Source organism: Pseudoduganella sp. GW821-FHT12E03 (assembly GCF_058807115.1).
In genome coordinates this window covers 209,777-228,140 of record NZ_JBXAQJ010000008.1, presented here as the reverse complement: position 1 = coordinate 228,140, position 18,364 = coordinate 209,777, and the positions used below count along the sequence as shown (strand labels likewise).

The 18,364-nt window shown below is 62.9% G+C and carries 19 protein-coding genes and 1 pseudogene; 2 read left to right on the top strand and 18 right to left on the bottom strand.

Annotated elements, in window-relative coordinates; translation table 11 throughout:
- Position 1 precedes the first annotated feature (1 nt).
- The 5 genes and pseudogenes from AC1RRC_RS21160 to AC1RRC_RS21140 all read right to left on the bottom strand — a co-directional run bounded on the left by AC1RRC_RS21160 (position 2) and on the right by AC1RRC_RS21140 (position 6,387).
- A complete protein-coding gene (locus AC1RRC_RS21160; protein ID WP_493057504.1) occupies positions 2-4,519 on the bottom strand; it encodes a PAS domain-containing hybrid sensor histidine kinase/response regulator in 4,518 nt (1,505 codons plus the stop codon).
- 103 nt (positions 4,520-4,622) lie between these two features.
- Complete coding sequence (locus AC1RRC_RS21155; protein WP_493057688.1) at positions 4,623-5,081, bottom strand: GNAT family N-acetyltransferase; 459 nt, start codon at positions 5,079-5,081, stop codon at positions 4,623-4,625.
- A gap of 105 nt (positions 5,082-5,186) precedes the next feature.
- Positions 5,187-5,621, bottom strand: a pseudogene (aac(6'), locus tag AC1RRC_RS21150) (aminoglycoside 6'-N-acetyltransferase); the annotation flags it as partial.
- Positions 5,621-5,860, bottom strand: a complete 240-nt coding sequence (locus AC1RRC_RS21145; RefSeq protein WP_493057503.1) for a helix-turn-helix domain-containing protein — start codon at positions 5,858-5,860, stop codon at positions 5,621-5,623. The gene AC1RRC_RS21145 and the pseudogene aac(6'), both read right to left, overlap by 1 nt.
- Positions 5,860-6,387 carry a DUF2975 domain-containing protein gene (locus AC1RRC_RS21140; protein WP_493057502.1) on the bottom strand — a complete coding sequence of 176 codons (528 nt, stop codon included), beginning with the start codon at positions 6,385-6,387 and terminating at the stop codon, positions 5,860-5,862. The genes AC1RRC_RS21145 and AC1RRC_RS21140 overlap by 1 nt, the downstream gene beginning before the upstream one ends.
- 87 nt (positions 6,388-6,474) lie before the next feature.
- Here AC1RRC_RS21140 and AC1RRC_RS21135 point away from each other — a divergent pair, with 87 nt between their 5' ends.
- Positions 6,475-7,326, top strand: a complete 852-nt coding sequence (locus AC1RRC_RS21135) for an alpha/beta hydrolase family protein (protein ID WP_493057501.1) — start codon at positions 6,475-6,477, stop codon at positions 7,324-7,326.
- Here the strand turns inward: AC1RRC_RS21135 and AC1RRC_RS21130 are convergent.
- The 13 genes from AC1RRC_RS21130 to AC1RRC_RS21070 all read right to left on the bottom strand — a co-directional run bounded on the left by AC1RRC_RS21130 (position 7,310) and on the right by AC1RRC_RS21070 (position 17,119).
- Entirely contained in the window at positions 7,310-7,801 is a 492-nt protein-coding gene (locus AC1RRC_RS21130; protein WP_493057500.1) for a hypothetical protein, read from the bottom strand. The genes AC1RRC_RS21135 and AC1RRC_RS21130 overlap by 17 nt on opposite strands.
- Positions 7,802-7,848: 47 nt before the next feature.
- Positions 7,849-8,574 carry an RNA pseudouridine synthase gene (locus AC1RRC_RS21125; protein WP_493057499.1) on the bottom strand — a complete coding sequence of 242 codons (726 nt, stop codon included), beginning with the start codon at positions 8,572-8,574 and terminating at the stop codon, positions 7,849-7,851.
- Positions 8,575-8,580: 6 nt separating this feature from the next.
- Positions 8,581-9,597 (bottom strand): low-specificity L-threonine aldolase, encoded by a 1,017-nt coding sequence (gene ltaE / locus AC1RRC_RS21120; RefSeq protein ID WP_493057498.1) that lies wholly within the window; start codon positions 9,595-9,597, stop codon positions 8,581-8,583.
- Between the two features lie 73 nt (positions 9,598-9,670).
- Positions 9,671-10,570 (bottom strand): class I SAM-dependent methyltransferase, encoded by a 900-nt coding sequence (locus AC1RRC_RS21115; RefSeq protein ID WP_493057497.1) that lies wholly within the window; start codon positions 10,568-10,570, stop codon positions 9,671-9,673.
- Positions 10,557-10,751 carry a Fe-S cluster assembly protein IscX gene (gene iscX, locus AC1RRC_RS21110; protein WP_493057496.1) on the bottom strand — a complete coding sequence of 65 codons (195 nt, stop codon included), beginning with the start codon at positions 10,749-10,751 and terminating at the stop codon, positions 10,557-10,559. The genes AC1RRC_RS21115 and iscX overlap by 14 nt, the downstream gene beginning before the upstream one ends.
- Positions 10,751-11,092, bottom strand: a complete 342-nt coding sequence (gene fdx / locus AC1RRC_RS21105; RefSeq protein ID WP_493057495.1) for an ISC system 2Fe-2S type ferredoxin — start codon at positions 11,090-11,092, stop codon at positions 10,751-10,753. Before fdx ends, iscX begins: the two co-directional genes overlap by 1 nt.
- Before the next feature lie 57 nt (positions 11,093-11,149).
- A complete protein-coding gene (hscA, locus tag AC1RRC_RS21100) occupies positions 11,150-13,033 on the bottom strand; it encodes a Fe-S protein assembly chaperone HscA (protein WP_493057494.1) in 1,884 nt (627 codons plus the stop codon).
- Positions 13,034-13,041: 8 nt separating this feature from the next.
- Positions 13,042-13,554 (bottom strand): Fe-S protein assembly co-chaperone HscB, encoded by a 513-nt coding sequence (hscB, locus tag AC1RRC_RS21095; protein WP_493057493.1) that lies wholly within the window; start codon positions 13,552-13,554, stop codon positions 13,042-13,044.
- A 63-nt stretch (positions 13,555-13,617) separates the two neighbouring features.
- Complete coding sequence (gene iscA / locus AC1RRC_RS21090; RefSeq protein WP_493057492.1) at positions 13,618-13,941, bottom strand: iron-sulfur cluster assembly protein IscA; 324 nt, start codon at positions 13,939-13,941, stop codon at positions 13,618-13,620.
- Positions 13,942-14,008: 67 nt separating this feature from the next.
- The gene (iscU, locus tag AC1RRC_RS21085; RefSeq protein WP_154380375.1) at positions 14,009-14,392 is read right to left on the bottom strand and encodes a Fe-S cluster assembly scaffold IscU; all 384 of its coding nucleotides are present in this window, start codon (positions 14,390-14,392) and stop codon (positions 14,009-14,011) included.
- Between the two features lie 45 nt (positions 14,393-14,437).
- Positions 14,438-15,703: an IscS subfamily cysteine desulfurase gene (locus AC1RRC_RS21080; RefSeq protein WP_493057491.1), complete on the bottom strand. Its 1,266-nt coding sequence runs from the start codon at positions 15,701-15,703 to the stop codon at positions 14,438-14,440.
- Between the two features lie 27 nt (positions 15,704-15,730).
- Positions 15,731-16,204 carry a Fe-S cluster assembly transcriptional regulator IscR gene (iscR, locus tag AC1RRC_RS21075; protein ID WP_154380371.1) on the bottom strand — a complete coding sequence of 158 codons (474 nt, stop codon included), beginning with the start codon at positions 16,202-16,204 and terminating at the stop codon, positions 15,731-15,733.
- 156 nt (positions 16,205-16,360) lie between these two features.
- Entirely contained in the window at positions 16,361-17,119 is a 759-nt protein-coding gene (locus AC1RRC_RS21070; protein WP_493057490.1) for a uracil-DNA glycosylase family protein, read from the bottom strand.
- 247 nt (positions 17,120-17,366) lie between these two features.
- On the opposite strand from AC1RRC_RS21070, the gene AC1RRC_RS21065 reads away from it, so the two are divergent.
- On the top strand, positions 17,367-18,344 hold the full coding sequence (locus AC1RRC_RS21065; RefSeq protein ID WP_493057489.1) for a hypothetical protein: 978 nt from the start codon (positions 17,367-17,369) through the stop codon (positions 18,342-18,344).
- Positions 18,345-18,364: the final 20 nt, after the last annotated feature.

The following is an 18,364-nucleotide window of genomic DNA, read 5'->3' as shown; positions in this document are numbered from 1 at the left end:
GTCAATTCTGCTCCAGTTGATCCAGCAATCGTTCACATGCGCGCAATGCGCTGGGGAAGTCGCACCGGTCCAGCGCCTGGCCCAGCGGTATGGCGGCGTCCGCCAGTTGCGGACCGAAACGGTGCCGCAACTGATCGAAGTGCATGATAGCAGCCATATTCGATTGCCCCAGCATCACCCTCAGTGTATGCAATTCCGATGGCAACGCTGCCGCGTCGCCATCGCGCCCGCCAACCGCACCGGCGGCTGCGTCGAGCCCGGTCTGCATGTGCGCCGCCAGGGCCGCGGCATGCGCCGCATCGCGCGCCATCAGGCGCGCCAAATGCTGGCGCTGCGCACTCCAATCGGATCCGCTGGCCGCAGGGCCCTGCTCGTACAAGCGTACCGCCTCCGCCAATTCGCCGGCGCCGACCGTCCCCGCCAGACCCTTGATGGTGTGCAGCACACCTTTCAACGCCGCCCAGTCGGCGGGGGCGGTGGCTGGGAGACGGCTTTCCAGCAATGCCATCTGCTCGACAAAGCCCGCCAGCACGCTGCGGTACAGCCTGTCATTGCCGGCAAAGCGCGCCAGGGCGCCCGCGCTGTCAAAGCCGGCCGGCGCCTGCCATCCCCCGTCGGACGGCAGTGGCAGTGGCGTCGGCGGCGGCTCCATTCCCGGCCTTGCCGTATGCCGCAACACCACGGCCGCCAGTTGTTGCGCGTCAAAAGGTTTGCCGACATAGTCCACCATGCCGGCCTCTAACGCTTCGGCCCTGTCACTGGCCATGGCATTGGCCGTCATGGCAATGATGGGTGGGCACTGGTCGCCGTATAACGCGCGCAATACCCGGGTTGCGGAGTGCCCATCCATGCCGGGCATTTGCACATCCATCAGGACGCAATCAAACCGGCCCGCCGCCTCCCGCATTTTCTCGATGGCGGCATGGCCATCGTCGGCCAGCGTCACGCGCGCGCCCGCCAGTTCCAGCAACTCGGAAGCCACTTGCTGGTTCAGCGGATTGTCTTCCGCCAGCAGGATATACACCCCATCGAGCCGGGAAAGCGGCATTACCGCCATCGGCTGGCCGGTGGCCGGCCCGGCCCGGCCCGCCGCCTCCTCCAGCATGGCCGGCGTGACGGGCTTGAGCAGATAGCCGTCCGCGCCGTCGTCCAGCGGCCTCGGCGTGTGCTCCGGCAGTGCGCTCGCATGCGCCACCATCATGATGACACGGACGCCGGCGTGCACATGCCGCACACGCCCCACGGCTTCGCGCGCGTCCGCCTCATCCCCCTGGCAGTTGATGAATACGATATCGGGTTTGCGGCGGACGGCCGCGGCCGCCACGTCCGCGGCACAGCCAACGGTATCGCATTCCCACCCCAGCAATGCCGCTTGCGCCTGCACGCAGGCGGCCATGCCGGGATGCCCGCATATCAGCAGGCAGCGCAGTGGCGGCACAGCCGGGCGCGGCCGGTCCTCGGCGCCGGTCAACGCCAGCCTGGCACTGAACCGGAAGGTGCTGCCACGTCCCGGTTCGCTCACCGCCGACAAGTCACCGTCCATCAACGCCACCAGGCGCCGGCAGATGGCCAATCCCAGGCCGGAACCGCCATAGCGGCGCGCGGTTGATGCCTCGGCCTGGCTGAAACCTTCGAATATCGTGTTCAACTGATCCGGGGAAATGCCGATGCCGGTATCCCTCACCGCGAATTCCAGCCTGACCACGCTGCCGTCATCCTCCGGTAACGGCGCCAGCCGCCGCAGTGTCAGGGCCACTTCGCCGCCGTCCGTGAATTTGATGGCATTCCCTCCAATATTGATCAGGATTTGCTGCAACCGCATCGCATCGCCCACCAAGCGGTCCGGCACCTGTGGGTCGATGTTGAACAGGATTTCAATCGGTTTGCCCGACAGGTTGGCCGCCAGGATCACACCGGCTTCGCGCAGCAACTGGTCCACGCTGAATGGCTGGGGATCCAAGTCGAGCTTGCCCGCTTCCACCCGCGAAAAATCCAGGATGTCGTTGAGAATTCCGAGCAGCGCGCGTCCCGCCTTGTCAGCCTTGTCGGCATAGTCAAACTGGCGCGGCGCCAGCGAAGTCCGTTTGAGCAACGCGAGCATGCCCAGCACCGCATTCATGGGTGTGCGGATTTCATGGCTCATGTTCGCGAGGAATGCGGACTTGGCACGGCTGGCGTCATCGGCCGCCTGCTTCGCCGCCCGCAACTGGTCTTCCGCTTCATACTGGGCAGTAATATCGCGGTTGATACCCAAGACCCGCACCGGGACGCCGCTGCCATCGCAATCAACCGACGCGGCGGCCTGGATATAGCGGACACTGCCGTCGCGCCGCACGATCCTGAAGACCGGGTCGTACTTGCACAGGCCGTCGATAGCGCCCTGCAACTGCGCCGTAACGCGCTCCGCATCTTCCGGATGGATGCGCTTACGCCAATGCTCGATCGTCAGTCCGTCACCGGCGTCATCCGGTAAAACATCGTAGACCGTGTACATGCGCGGGTTCCACTCGATCTGGCCGGACGCCAGCTCCCAACTGAAAATACCCAGTTCAGCCACCTCCGCCGCATTGAGCAACTGATCGCGCGCGACTTCGAGATTGCGCCGGTCACGCTTGGCGGCCGAGATGTCGGACGCTATGCCAAGGTAACCGTTGATTTCTCCGCTGTCGCTGCGAAGCGCGCTGACCGACAGCAGGACAGGAAAACGGCTGCCATCGCGCCGGATATAGGTCCACTCGTTTTCATCCGACATGCAGCGCCTGGACTTGGCCACGAACGCATCGAATCCCGGTTCGACCGGCTCCCCCAGCTCCAACGTCAGCGCTTGAGCCCGCGCCGCCACTTCCCCCGCGTCATGCAGAATGGCGGGTGTCATGATCCCGACCAGCTCGGAGGAACGGTAACCCAGCATGCGCTCGGCGGCGGGATTGAACAGCTGAATGACCCCATTCCGGTCGGTCGCGACGATCGCATGCGACGCGTGCGCCAGTATCGCGTGCTGCAGCACCATGACGGACGCGATTTGCCGGGTACGCTCTTCAACCTGAGCCTCCAGCGATACATTCAATTCCTGGATGCGGCGATTGGCGGCGGCCTGCTCGGTCACGTCCCGCACGATCTTGGCGATGCCGATCACCTTGCCCTGGTGATCCCGTATGGGTGACGACGTAATCATGACGTCCAGTTCCGTCCCGCTGGACGTTTTTCGCCGCGTCGCCAATTCAATAATGTCTTCACCGGCGGCGACGCGCCGCAGGTTGGTCATGGCTTCGCCCATCAGCCGTGGCGGCACGATCAGATCGGCGAAGCCGCGCCCTTGCGCTTCCGTGCCCGAGTATCCGAACATGGCTTGCGCACCACTGTTCCATGCGGTGATGCCTCCATCCAGGGTGACGCCGATAACCGCATCTCGCGTATGCTCCACGATGGCCGACATTTGTTCCTGGTATACCCGCAACTTCCGCCGTTGCACCCGGTAGAAATAGCTCGCCAGGAGGACCAGGACCGCCCCCACCAGCATGGCGCCCGCAATGGTGGTGCGCATGCTCGTGACGGCGGACGTCACCCGCGACTCCGGGATGCCCAGCCAGTAGTGCAATTCGCTCCCGGGACGTGCCGGGTCCGGCACGACTTTTGCCGCGACAAACAAGAATCGCTGGCCGGCCACATCCGCCGCCAAGTGCAAGCGGGCATCGGGATAGGGATGGCCTAGCGAACGGAATTCATCCTGCCATCGCCATACCCGACCCGTATCGAAGCCATAGGTGCGTGCCGGGTCGCGGTGCAGCAGGAATGCCCCTGCCCCATTCACCAGGTAGGCGCGCAGATCGGTTGGCAAGTTGGCGGTCAGCGGCGCCAGCAGCGAATCCGCCCGATAATTGATGACAATGGCCCCGAACACCCGGCCATCCCCATCGTAGACCGGCGTCGCCGCGCGCACCGTGGCCCAGTGTGGGATTTCCACACGGCCGTGCTCCCGGTTCAGATTGAAGTCGGACAGGTAAGTTCGTCCCGCCGCCAGTTGGACGACGGCACGCATGTAGTCGGTGTCGCCTTTTTGCTGCAACCGGTCCGCGCTGGTGCGCACCGCACTGCGATTGCGCTGGTCAATACGCACCAGCTCCCGGCCATTGTCGGCCACGCCAATCAGGCGGACCTGGACGATTTCCGGCCGCTCCGCGGCAAACGCGCTGAAAATGGCGGCGAGCCGCGATTCCCACAAGGCGCTAGAGGCCTGTGCGTGCGCGTCAAAACCCGCGCTACTGCGTGCACTGATAATGCCGGTGACCGCCGGGACATTCGACAAAAACAGGGCTTCATGGTGCAACTGCTGTAATTGCCGCCGCAGCATGTCGCTATTGCTTTCACTGCGCGATGCCATCCTGGCGGCGGCTTCGCCGGCCGCCTGGTTGCCTGCGGCTACGCCGGCCCACCAGATGCCCCCACCCACCAGCCCCGCCGCCAACAACACGACCAGTGCACGCCACACCCATATCTTGATATTCCTGACGACCTGCATAGCGCACCACTGGAGGCAACGGGTGGGAAAGCCGAGGCATGCCGGCGCGGCGAACCGCTTTCAGCAGGGCATGAGATGGGACAATTATATGCAATCAGGAAAGTCAATTGTCCTGCTTGTTGCAATTTACCGCTATATCGCACGGTTCCGGACCACGTTCGCCGTCCGCCAGCGTTGCAATCCGGCCCCCCTGCACCCGGTGCACCACCAATTCCTCCATGCGCCGCGCGCCCATCGCCTGATAAAACCGCAGCGCCGGTTCATTGGTATTGAGCGCCCACCACTCAAAGCGCGCGCAGCCGCGCTGCTGCGCAATATCCGCCACGTGCGCCAGCAAGGCCTTGCCATACCCCCGTCCCTGGAACGCGGGACGGATGAACAAGTCGTCGAGATGCAGCCCCCGCTTGCCGGTCGTGGTGGCAAAGGTCGCATAATACACGGCAAAGCCGGCCACCTCACCGTCCGCCTCGGCAATCAATGCGTGCGCCGCCGGTTGCGGGCCAAACAGGTTCGCCAATAAATCGTCCGGCGTGACGGTGACGGGATCGGGAAACTGTTCCACCACAGCCAGCTCGCGGATCAAGTCCGCAAGCAGCGTCGCCTCGGCCGGCTGCGCCGCGCGTATCGCCAGGCCTGCCGCATTGTGCGCAAGGATTGGCGCCGCCGGGATGGGTTTGACTAAGTACACAACCGACTCGGTTTCCGCAAAGCCCAGCGCCCGGTGCATGGCCAGGCTGTCCGCATTGTCGATAGCGACATCGGACGCGAATTCCGAACAGCCCTGCCCCGCCGCCCATTGCATCGCATGATCCACCAACACGCGCGCGAGACCATGCCGACGGCAATGCGGCGCCACGTAGATGCCTTCCAGATAGCCGACCGGCGACGACGCCGTGCCGTTCACATACTCGTGGCGCACCGACGCTTCCACCAGGCCAACGGCCAAACCGGCATCATCGTGCAACAGGAACGCCGCCTGGCGCGGGTCGCGCACAAACGCTTCCATATCGGCCAGGTGCTCGTCCCGGCCGGCGGGCCACAGCGCCATGCGCAATGTCAGCCAGCCCGGCGCGTCCGGACTGGCGAGTCGAACCGGCGTCATCACACATCCCCTCCCTCATCGCCAGCACCGTCGTCGCCCGGCACCCATTCCATGATGTCGCCCGGCTGGCACTGCAGCTTTTCACAGATCCGTTCCAGCGTGCCGAAACGGATCCCCTTCACCTTGCCCGACTTGAGCAGGCTGAGGTTCTGCTCCGTGATGCCGACATGCTGCGCCAGTTCGCGCGACTTGATTTTCCGCTTGGCCAGCATCACGTCCAGGTGCAGCACGATGGCCATCAGACGAAGCCCTCGTTTTCCTCGGCCAGGCGGCGCCCTTCCCGCAGCACGCCGCCAAACACGTAAAACAGGCCGCATGCCACCATCATCAACAGCGCTTCCGACGATACCCCCACGCTGACGGCGGCATGGCTGTCACCCAGCAGATGCCGCCACAGCAGGCCGCGCAACGCCGGTTCCGCGATGGCCAGCACCAGCGCGCCCAGCGCGCCGCCGGCAAACGCCCGCACGTGCCCGATGGCGGCGGCGGAAAACAAATCACGCGCCTGGAAGGCGCGCAGCAAGCCATCGAGCCGCCAAGACGCATACACCAGCAGCGCCAGCACCGGCAGCGACAGCAGCGCGCCGCTCCAGCGCTGCGCCGGCGGCAAGCCACGGGCCTGTTCCATCGTCAAGCCATCCGGCCAGAACGCCATCTGGAAGCCCGGCATCGGAATCGGATGCGGGTAAAACCACGATAAACCGTAGTAAGTTCCCTGCAGCAAGACGAACAGCAACAGGCAGACGCGAAAAGTTTTAATCGACATGATTTATTTATTGTTTTATGATAAATTTTTATCGTTAAACGATAAATTTTAATTGTAGTTTAATCAGTATACGTCAAAGGAACCCCTATGCGCACCACCCCGCTGTTCGCCGCGCTGGCCCTGCTGGCCGGCTGCAAAACCATCACGGTCGAAGAACGCCATCTGATCCGTCCCGACGCGCTCAGCGGCAAGGCGCCGAAGCAGACATTGCAACTGGCCGGCGCGGCTGAGCTGGAACTGGCGCGTCCGGACGGCGCACTGTTGAAAGGCATCTTGCTGGAAAGGCCGGGCGCGCCACTGACCGTGCTGTACTTCGGCGGCAATATGTTCCACCTCGACAATAGCGGCGACAAAGTCGCCGCCGCCCTCGCGCCCTGCGGCGTCAATCTGGCGATGATGGATTACCGTGGCTATGGCCGCAGCAGCGGCGTGCCCACCACGGCCAACATGATGGACGACGCGCTGGCCGCGTATGACCACCTGAACCAGCGCTATCCGGGTACCGTGGCGGTGTACGGCATGTCGCTGGGTAGCTTCGTGGCGGCGCAAGTGGCGCGCCAGCGCGACGTGGCGGCGCTGGTGCTGGAAGGGACCACCACCAATGCGCGCGACATGGTCAACGGCAGCATCCCCTGGTATGCCAAGCCGTTCATCCGGGTGCACCTGGCGCCGTCGCTGGCAGCCATCGACAACACCGACGCGGTGTCGCGCGTGCGCGCCCCGACCCTGATGCTGACCGGCGACCAGGACAAGGACACACCGCCCGCGCTGGCCATGAAAGTGTTCGAGGCGCTGCCGGCGGCGCGCAAGCAATTCGTGCTGGCGCCGGGCGCGGGCCACGAAAATGCGCTGTCGCATCCCGCGACGGCGCCAGTGCTGTGCCCGTTTCTTAATGGCCTCGGTGCGGCCCCCAGTGCGGGCCTCAGTGCGCGTGGGTAATCACCGGCATGTCGGTGCCGGGTGAGAACACGATTTTGCGGATATAGCTGTCGTCCTGGCACACGGCCATTTCGTCATCGAACACGAGGCGGCCGTTTTTCCACACGGTGGCATGTGCGCCGCTCGTCGCGCCGCACTGCCACTGCGCGTTGCTGGCGCCCGGCACGCCACGGAAGCGCACAATGTATTTATCCTTGCCCAGCACGCAGCGGCGCTCGACTTCATAGACATCGGTGAGGAACCACGTGACCTGGTCGAATTTCACCAGGTCGGCAGTGCGCCACAAATCCATCTGGCGGCGCGGCGGCTTGTCCGGATAAAAGAAACCCAGTTCCAGCTTGCGCTGCTTGCGCTGGCAATCCATCCCCACCAGCGCCACACCATCGGCCATCGGCTGGCGGTAATCATACTGCGGCACGATGGCCTTGCTTTGTACCGCAGCCACCAACGACACCGCCGCAACCAGTACCGACATCACAACTCCCTGCAATATTATTTATTCCATAATGATTATAAGCCGAATCAGAACCGCTCACTTGGTTTCAGGAAGCGCCACTGTCCGGCCGGCAGCGACGACATGGCGATGCGGCCGATGCGGATGCGCTTCATGCTCACCACTTCCAGTCCCACCAGGCGGCACATGTGGACGAGTTGCCCCGGCTTCGGCGCCTTCACGGCAAAGCGCAGGCGGTGTTCATTTTGCCAGCTGGCCTTCAGCGGCGGCAGCGGCTTGCCATTGAACGGCAAGCCGTGGTTCAGCAGCGCCAGGCCGTTGTCGATGATATTGCCTTTGACTTCGACGATGAATTCCTGCTCCAGCCCTTCCTGCAGGCGGCGCGATACGCCGAATTCCTGCGTCAGCACCACCAGTCCCGTCGCTTGGGTGTCCAGCCACGGTTCCATGGTCAGGTTTTTCAGGTGGCACTTCAAAAAGCGTTCGCCCCGCATCGTTTCCACGCGCGTGTCGTCGCGCAGGCAACTCAGTATGGGCTTGCCCTCGCTGCCGATGCCCGCGTTCACACCTTCCGGCTTGTTGACGATGATGGTGACCGGCGTGATTTCCAGCAGCGACGCGTCGGGCGCCAGCACCACGGTCTGCTGCGGCTCGACCCGCGCGCCCGGCTCTTCCACCGTCACGCCATCGACCAGCACATAGCCGCCTTCGATATACAGCTCGGCTTCACGGCGCGAGCATGGCACCTGGTCGGCCACGCGCTTGGCGAGGCGGATTGTATTGTCGTGTTCCATTTTTTCTTAATCTTTAAAATAATGCGCAAACACTTGCGCTGTCATGGCCAGGTCGGCGCGGCTCACATCCAGGTGCGTCACCAGCCGCAGCCGGGGCGCCATCGACACGCGGATATGTTCCGCCGCCAGGGCGTCGCCCAGCCCCGCCATCGCCTCCCGTGGCACATCCACGTACACGATATTGGTCTGCGGCGTGCTGACCACCAAGCCCGGAATCCGCGCCAGTTCGGCGGCCAGGAAGGCCGCGTTATCGTGGTCGTCCCCCAGCCGCTGCACGTTATGGCGCAAGGCATACAAACCCGCCGCCGCCAGCATGCCGGCCTGGCGCATGCCGCCGCCCAGCATCTTGCGCCAGCGCTTGCCCTCGCCGATCAGCGCGCGCGAGCCGCACAGCAGCGAGCCGACCGGCGCCCCCAGCCCCTTCGACAGGCAGACCGACACGCTGTCGAATCCGGCCACCGCTTCGCGCAGGCTGACGCCTTGCTTGACCGCCGCGTTGCAGACGCGGGCGCCATCGAGGTGGGTGGCCAGACCCCGTTCATGCGCGTAGCCGGTGGCCTGCGCCACATACTCGCGCGGCAGCACCCGGCCGCCGATGGTGTTTTCCAGCGCCAGCAAACGGCTGCGGGCAAAGTGGAAATCGTCCGGCTTGATTTGCGCCGCGATATCGGCCAGCGCCAGGCTGCCATCGGGCTGATTGGCGATCGGCTGCGGCTGGATGCTCCCCAGCACGGCCGCGCCGCCCCCTTCATAGCGGTAGGTATGCGCCTCCTGGCCCACCAGGTATTCATCGCCCCGGCCGCAATGCGCCAGCAAGGCGATCAAATTGGTTTGCGTACCGGACGGCGCGAACAGCGCGGCTTCGTAACCGAACAGGTTGGCCGCCGTGTCCTGCAACAGGTTGACGGTGGGGTCGTCGCCATAGACGTCATCGCCCACGGGCGCCGATTGCATCATGTCGCGCATGGCGGCGGATGGTTTGGTGACGGTGTCGCTGCGCAGGTCGATCCAAAAATCAGTCATGGGGGCTCCTGGTAAAAAACAAAACGGCGGACCCGAAGATCCGCCGGCATATCCTGCACATGACGTCACAACCTCACTCCGCCACGTGCGCCGCATAAAAGCGCTGTCCCATTTCCTGCAACCCCAGGGTTTCCAGCACTTCCTGCAACCGCTCGCTGGGGCGGCGGCGCGGCAGGTTCTTATAGGTCGCGATGATCAATTCATTTTTCATCGAATGTTCCCAGCCCACCAGTTCCGTCACATTGACCTGGTAGCCATGGGCTTCGAGCTGCAGGCAGCGCAGCACGTTGGTGACCTGGCTGCCGAATTCCCTCGTGTGGATCGGGTGGCGCCAAATTTCCGTCAGCGCGCTCTTGCCCAGCGACTGGCCTTTGTTCTTGCGCAGCACGGACGCCACTTCGGCCTGGCAGCACGGCACCAGCACCATGTGCTTCGCTTTCTTCTTCAGGGCGAAATCGATCGCGTCATCGGTCGCGGTGTTACACGCGTGCAGCGCGGTGACGATGTCGATCCGCGGCGGCAACTGTTCCGACGACGTCGATTCCGCCACCGACAGCGGCAGGAACGACATGCCGGGGAAATTGAATTTCGTGGCCAGCTGCTGCGATTTTTCCACCAGTTCGGCGCGCGTCTCGATGCCGTAGATGTGCGAGCCGTCGTTCAAGCCCTTGAAGAACAGGTCATACAAAATAAAGCCGAGATACGATTTGCCCGCGCCATGGTCCACCAGCGACACGCCCTGCTCGCCGCTTTGCTCGCGCACTTCCTTGAGCAGCGGCTCGATGAACTGGTACAAGTGGTACACCTGCTTGAGCTTGCGGCGGCTGTCCTGGTTCAACTTGCCGTCGCGCGTCAGGATGTGCAATTCCTGCAGCAGTTCGACCGACTGGCCGGGACGCACTTCAGGTGGCAATCCCTGTGGCAAACCGCCGGCAACCGCCGGCGCCCCGCCGGCGTTCTTATTGCGCTTCATCGATCCACGCCTGCTGAATCGCTTCCAGCACGCGCTCGCCGCCGCGCGCGTGGTCGTCGTCGAACCCGTCCAGGTCCACCACCCAGTTGTGCAGGTCGACAAAGCGCACCGTCACCGGATCGACGTCCGGGAACTTGTCATACAGCGCTTCGGCAATCGCGGTAATGTCCGACCATTTCATCAGTGGCCTCCCTCGCTGGCGTGGTTGATCGTGTACTTCGGAATTTCAACGACGAGGTCCTGGTCCGCCACCACGGCCTGGCACGACAGGCGCGACACGGCTTCCAGGCCCCACGCCTTGTCCAGCAAGTCTTCTTCGGTTTCCGTCGCTTCACTGAGCGAATTAAACCCTTCGCGCACCAGCACGTGGCAGGTGGTGCAGGCGCACGATTTTTCGCACGCGTGCTCGATGTGGATGTCATTGTCCAGCATCACGTCGCACAGGGTCTTGCCGGCAGGAGCTTCAACGACAGCGCCATCCGGGCACAGTTTGGCGTGGGGGAGGAATACGATTTGGGGCACTTCTTGACCTCTTTGGGGAATCAATATAAATCCCCACCGAGGCGGGGATGCAGTTCTTTAAGCGCTGACGTCGTCGAGCGATTTACCCGCCAGGGCGCTGCGCACGGAACGGTCCATGCGGCGCGACGCGAATTCTTCGGTGCCGCGCGCCAGTTCTTCCACCGCCAGTTTCACGGCCTGGTGATCGGCCGTGCCGTCCACCGATTGCGCCAGCGTGGCGCGGGTGCGTTCCACCAGCGCGGCCACCTCGGCCCGCTCGTCATCCGACAGCAGCGCCGCGTCTTCGTCGAGCGCCGCCTGCGTGGCCAGCAGGATGCGTTCCGCTTCCACCTGTTCTTCGCGCAGCGCGCGCGCCTTCATGTCCACCTCGGCGGACTTGTAGGAATCCTGCAGCATGCGCGCCACGTCGTCGTCGCCCAGCCCATACGATGGCTTGACGGTGATCGACGCTTCCACGCCGGAGCGCAGTTCGCGCGCCGACGCGGACAGCAAACCGTCGGCATCGACCTGGTACGTGATGCGGATGCGGGCCGCGCCGGCCGCCATCGGCGGAATGCCGCGCAATTCAAAGCGCGCCAGCGAACGGCAATCATTGACCAGTTCCCGCTCGCCTTGCAGCACGTGCACGGCCAGCGCGGTTTGCCCATCCTTGAAGGTGGTGAATTCCTGCGCGCGGGCGCACGGAATGGTCGAATTGCGCGGAATGATTTTTTCCACCAGCCCGCCCATGGTCTCGATGCCCAGCGACAGCGGCGTCACGTCCAGCAACAGCCAGTCGTCGCCCGGCGCGCGGTTCCCGGCCAACAAGTTGGCCTGGATCGCGGCGCCCAGCGCCACTACTTTGTCCGGATCGATGTTCGCGTGCGGAATCGTATGGAAATGCTCGCCCACGGCGCGCTGCACGTGCGGCATGCGCGTCGCGCCGCCCACCATCACCACGCCATCGATATCGTCGGCATCGACATTGGCGTCGCGCAGCGCTTTTTTCACGGCGTTCATGGTCTTGCCGACCAGGTGCTTGGTGATTTCCGCGAACTTTTCCGCCGTGACCTTCAAATGCACTTCTTCGCCCGAACCGAGGATGGCGTCGACCGTGACTTCGGATTTCGTCGACAGCAATTCCTTGGCTTCGCGCGCTTTCACCATCAGCACCGCCGTGTCTTCGTCGGACAGCGGCGCCAGTTTTTCCTGTTCGTGGATCCAGCAGAACAGGCGATGATCGAAATCGTCGCCGCCCAGCGCGGAATCGCCGCCGGTCGCCAGCACTTCAAACACGCCTTTCGACAGTTTCAAGACCGAGATGTCGAACGTGCCGCCGCCCAGGTCATAGACCGCAAACAGCCCTTCCGAGCCGTTGTCGAGACCGTAGGCAATCGCGGCCGCCGTCGGTTCCGACAGCAGGCGCAGCACGTTGATGCCGGCCAGTTGCGCGGCATCCTTGGTGGCCTGGCGCTGCGCATCGTCAAAGTACGCCGGCACCGTGATGACCGCGCCGACCAGGTCGTCGCCCAGCGAATCTTCCGCGCGCTGGCGCAGGGTGGCCAGGATCTGGGCCGAGGTTTCCACCGGCGACTTCACGCCGGCCACGGTTTTCAGCTGCACCATGCCGGGCGCATCGACGAAATCGTAAGGCAGGTTTTCCGCGTAAGCGATGTCTTTCAGGCCGCGGCCCATGAAGCGCTTGACCGACACGATGGTGTTTTTCGGGTCGGTGGTTTGCGCCGCCTGCGCCTTGTAGCCGATGTTGGCATGGCCATTGGGCAGGTAGCGCACCACCGACGGCAGCAGCGCATGGCCGTCTTCATCGTTCAGCACTTCGGGAATGCTGTTGCGGACCGTTGCGACCAGCGAGTTGGTGGTGCCCAGGTCGATCCCCACCGCCAGCCGATGCTGGTGCGGTGCGGTCGACATGCCTGGTTCGGAAATTTGCAGAAGTGCCATAGGTTTTCTTATTCAATCGCGTCGAAGGCGAAGCGGACTTCGTCGCCGAATTTTTCCAGGAACATCAGGGCGCGCACGCCCTGCGCGGCGGCAATGTAGTCGCCGGCATTCAACTGGTTTTCAATGGTGTTCAATTGCGCCTTGCGCGCGCCGCGCAACTGGCCGTCGAGCTGCTCCAGTTCGCCGATATCCTTTTGTGCACGGGCATCTTCCAGCGCTTCGCGCCATTCCATTTGCTGCATCAGGAAGGCCGCCGGCATCGCGGTATTGGATTCCGTCTGCAAATCCACGCCATGCAATTCGCACAGGTAGCGCGCGCGCAGCTGGGGATTTTTCAGGGTCTGGTACGCCTCGTTGGCGCGGGTCGCCCATTGCATGGCGACGCGCTTTTCCGCATCGGTGGCGTTGACGAAGCGGTCCGGGTGGACGCGGCTTTGCACGTCGCGGAAGGCGCTGTTGAGCGCCTCCGCGTCGACGGCGAATTGCTGTGGCAGGTTGAAGAGTTCGAAGTGGTTTTGCACGGCTAACGTATGTGAATGCCCGGCCTGGTGGTCCGGCATCCCGGCAATTAAAAGTAAATGCGATTAAATGCGGAAGCTTTCGCCGCAGCCGCACGCATCTTTCTCGTTCGGGTTGTTGAACTTGAAGCCTTCGTTCAAGCCTTCCCGCGCGAAATCAAGTTCGGTGCCATCGATGTACGGCAAGCTTTTCGGATCGACGAACACTTTCACGCCGTGCGATTCGAACACGCTGTCTTCCACATCCGCTTCGTCCACGTATTCCAGCTTGTAGGCCAGACCGGAGCAGCCAGTGGTCCGCACGCCAAAGCGCAGGCCGACGCCCTTGCCGCGGCGTTCGATGTACCGATTGATGTGCTTGGCCGCTTTTTCGGTCAGGGTAATCGCCATACTGTCCTCCAGTGCTACTGAGATGTGGACGCCCGGCCTGAAGGCCCGGCGCCCATGTATCTATGTGTTAGGCAGAATGCTTTGCCTTGTAATCGTTGACCGCCGCCTTGATCGCGTCTTCCGCCAGGATCGAGCAGTGGATCTTCACTGGCGGCAGCGCCAGTTCTTCCGCAATCGCCGTGTTCTTGATCGCCAGCGCTTCGTCCAGCGACTTGCCTTTCACCCATTCGGTGACCAGCGACGACGATGCGATCGCGGAACCGCAGCCATAGGTCTTGAACTTCGCGTCTTCGATCAGGCCGTCAGCGCCCACCTTGATTTGCAGCTTCATCACGTCGCCGCACGCGGGCGCGCCCACCATGCCGGTACCCACCGACTCGTCGCCCTTTTCAAAGGAACCGACGTTGCGCGGGTTTTCGTAGTGGTCCAACACTTTTTCCGAGTAAGCCATTTTATTGCTCCTAATATCTCAAATAATCTGTTCAGACGCTGCGGCTTAGTGCGCGGCCCACTGGATGGAACTGATGTCCACGCCATCCTTGTACATTTCCCACAGCGGCGACAATTCGCGCAGCTTGCCCACCTTGGACTTCATCAAGTCCACTGCGAAGTCGATGTCTTTTTCGGTCGTGAAACGGCCGATGGTAAAGCGGATCGAGCTGTGCGCCAGTTCGTCGCTGCGGCCCAGGGCGCGCAACACATACGACGGTTCCAGCGACGCCGAGGTGCAGGCCGAACCGGACGACACCGCCAGGTCTTTCACGGCCATGATCAGCGATTCGCCTTCCACGTAGTTGAACGACACGTTCAGGTTGTGCGGCACGCGCGCATCCATGTCGCCGTTGACGTAGACTTCTTCGATTTCCTGCAAGCCCTTGGCCAGGCGGTCGCGCAGCGATTTGATGCGGCCGATTTCACTGTCCATCTCGACCTTGGCCAGGCGGAACGCTTCGCCCATGCCAACGATCTGGTGGGTCGGCAAGGTGCCCGAACGCAGGCCGCGCTCGTGGCCGCCGCCGTGCATTTGCGCTTCGATGCGCACGCGCGGTTTGCGGCACACGTACAGCGCGCCCACGCCTTTCGGGCCGTAAGTCTTGTGCGCGGTGAAGGTCATCAGGTCGACCTTGGTCTTTTGCAGGTCGATCACGACCTTGCCGGTGGCTTGCGCCGCGTCGCAGTGGAAGATGATGCCTTTCGAGCGGCACAGTTCGCCGATTTCCGCGATTGGCTGGATCACGCCGATTTCGTTATTCACCAGCATCACGGAAATCACGATGGTGTCCGGACGGATCGCCGCGGTCAGCTGTTCGATCGAGATCAGGCCATTGTCCTGCGGCTCCAGGTAGGTCGCTTCAAAACCCTGGCGCTCCAGTTCACGCACGGTGTCGAGCACGGATTTGTGCTCGGTTTTCACGGTGATGATGTGCTTGCCCTTGGTTTTATAGAAGTTCGCCGCGCCTTTCAGCGCCAGGTTGTTCGATTCGGTCGCGCCGGAGGTCCAGATGATTTCACGCGGGTCGGCATTCACCAGCGCCGCCACGTGGCCGCGCGCCTCTTCCACCGCCTTTTCGGCGGTCCAGCCATACATGTGGCTGCGGGAAGCGGGATTGCCGAACTGTTCGCGCAGGTACGGGATCATCTGGTCGGCCACACGCGGGTCGATCGGCGTGGTGGCCGAGTAGTCCATGTAGATCGGAAAATGCGGGGCGGTGTGGAATTCCACGGGAGCGACCTGGGCGACAGTTTTTTCAGGGGCGTTCATCTATTACTCCAAATATTTGCAGCTGGTTTAGCCTAAAGCGGCGTTGCGGTGCATGACAACGACGTTTTGCTCGGCATGCTTCTGTTTTTGTTGATCGACCAGATCCTGCAAGGAAACGGAGTCCAGGTAATCGACCATTTTTTCATTCAGGGTGGCCCACAGTTCGTGGGTCATGCAGCGGGCGCCGGTGGCGGCATCGGCGCCATGGCAGTTTTCCTTGCCGCCGCATTGGGTGGCGTCCAGCGGTTCATCGACCGCGATGATGATGTCGGCCACCGTGACCTTGTCGGCCCGGCGCGCCAGGCTGTAGCCGCCGCCGGGACCACGGATCGATTCGACGATTTCGTGGCGGCGCAGCTTGCCGAACAATTGTTCCAGGTAAGACAGCGAAATCGCCTGGCGTTGCGAAATGCCAGACAGCGTGACCGGGCCTTTGCCTTGGCGCAAAGCCAGGTCGATCATCGCAGTCACTGCAAAACGGCCTTTGGTGGTCAGACGCATCACAACCTCGGTTGAGTTAAAATACTTCCTTGTTTAACCAATCTCAAAGACGGATTAGTTGAACGATTTAGTCAAGTATACCTTATTTGACTACTCTTGTCAGGCGACGCCCCTGGCGCCGCCCGGTAGAGGCTGTGCGCGCGTTTCCAGAGCATTTCAGCAGCGTAACAATTGCATCGGCTTGAACAGCGCGTGCATATTGCTATTGGTAATAAACGTCAAGTTATAAGGGTGCTCCGCGGCAATTTGCGGCAAGACCTGCGCTTCCGGCAATTTATTCAGTTGCTCGGCGATTTTCCCCCACAGCACCAACGTCGGCCGCCGCTCCCGCAGCGCGGCCAGCACGGTTTGCAGGAACGGCATCCACGCTTTCGCATCTTTCACAGGCGCAACGGTTTCACGGAACACCAGGGTGGCGTTCAACAGCAGGAACCCCGCATCGAAGAACTTTTGCTGGATTTCACTGAGCGATTGCACCACGCCTGGCGCGCCGCGCGAGGCCGCCGCGATTTTCGCCAGCGCCAGGGTGCCGGTATCGTCGGGCGCCAGGCGGCCATCGGCCACCAGCAGCATTTTCATGAAGTTGCGCAAGGAAGTCGCCTTGTTGACGGCTTTCGACAGGCCGCCGCCCGCCTCGTCCGACCACAACCCCTTGACGGCGCCATCCATGAAGCACACCCCGGTGGCGCTTTCCGCACGCGGATACGGGCCTTCGCCGATCAGCACATAGCGCACCTGGTCCATCGGCTGGGCAAAGGCGGCAAACAGGCGCCCCTCGGTCGGCAGAAAGTCGCCCAGGGTATCGAAGTAATCCGGCGTGGCGGCCTGCATGGCGTGCAAGCCCGCCAACAGCACGGGACGCCAGGAAGCATCGGCGCGGTCCAGCGCCGCGAGGAGGTGGGAGGGAATCGGCATGGGCGGAGGTGGGAAAAAAGGGGCGATTTTAGCAGAGCCCCGCATGATTCCTACGAGGCAATAGCGACAGCCTATATGCAACATGTCGGATTTCTTTACAGTAATTTCCTATCAGCACAAAAACCCGATGCAAGTAATTGATTTGCTTAGTGATTTATGATGGGCACATCTTATGCTTGCGCCAAATAAAGACCAGTCCGCGCGCACAAGACGGGCACAATAGGGATGTCGTAATAGGGATGTCGTGATGAAACAGCCAGCCATCGTTCGAAAGATTGCCGCGCTGAGCCTGCTCTTGGCCAGCACCACCGCGAGCGCCGCCGTTTTGACGTTACCGACGCCAAATGCCCCGGAGCGCCAGGTATTCAACAACCTCCACGCCTCGCAGGATGGGCAGTCCACCTGCGCGTCCGATCCCTTGTGCCAGCCCAAGGCCGCGCTGGCGGCGCCCGCCCAGGCTGCGGACCAGGCGAGTGGGCCGGCCCCGGCCAACGACTTACGTCAATTCACCTCCCCCTTTGCCACCGACGGCAAGTCGGACCAGGTGTTCGTGTCCCTGACCGGCAACCAGTCAACGGCGCACGCGAACGCGCCCGCCGAGCGCAAGGAAACCACTGGCGAAGAGATCGACGACGATGCTTTGATGAGGAAATTCAGCCTGGGCCTGCGGCAGACCTACGCCAGCGTCCATGCCCTGGTTTCCCTGCCCGACAATTACCAGGCCAGCGCCCTCGATGTCGACAGCATCGTGTCCGGCCCGTGCCTTGATGGCGGCAAAGGCGGCGCCAATGCCGGATGCGGCACCGGCGGATTCGCCCCGGTCATGAGCAGCCTGTGCGTGGCCAGCGACGGCAGCTACAATTCCATCGGCGCGGCCAATCAGGCCGCCTGCCCCGCCGGCAGCGTGTATGTCAGCAATAAGCGCGGCGCCGGCACGGCGGAATATGCCGCTTACGCGCAATCGCTGAGAAACTTTGCGAAAGACACCGCCAACCGCTACTACCTGCATACCGTCGATGAGCGTTCCCCCCGCAATGAAGCGAGCGCCAGGCAATACCGGCGTTGCAGCGATTGCGACGCCGTCCAGGCCGGCGGATCGGAGCCCGGCCTGCTGCTGCGGGCGCTGCGGTATCTGCGGGATCCCGCCACCATGCTGCTGCTGGGACTGGGGCTGGTCGCCGTGCTGGTCTTCGACGCGGTCATCAAGGCCCGGCGCCGTCCCTGACCGGCGCAGTGCGCCGGCGG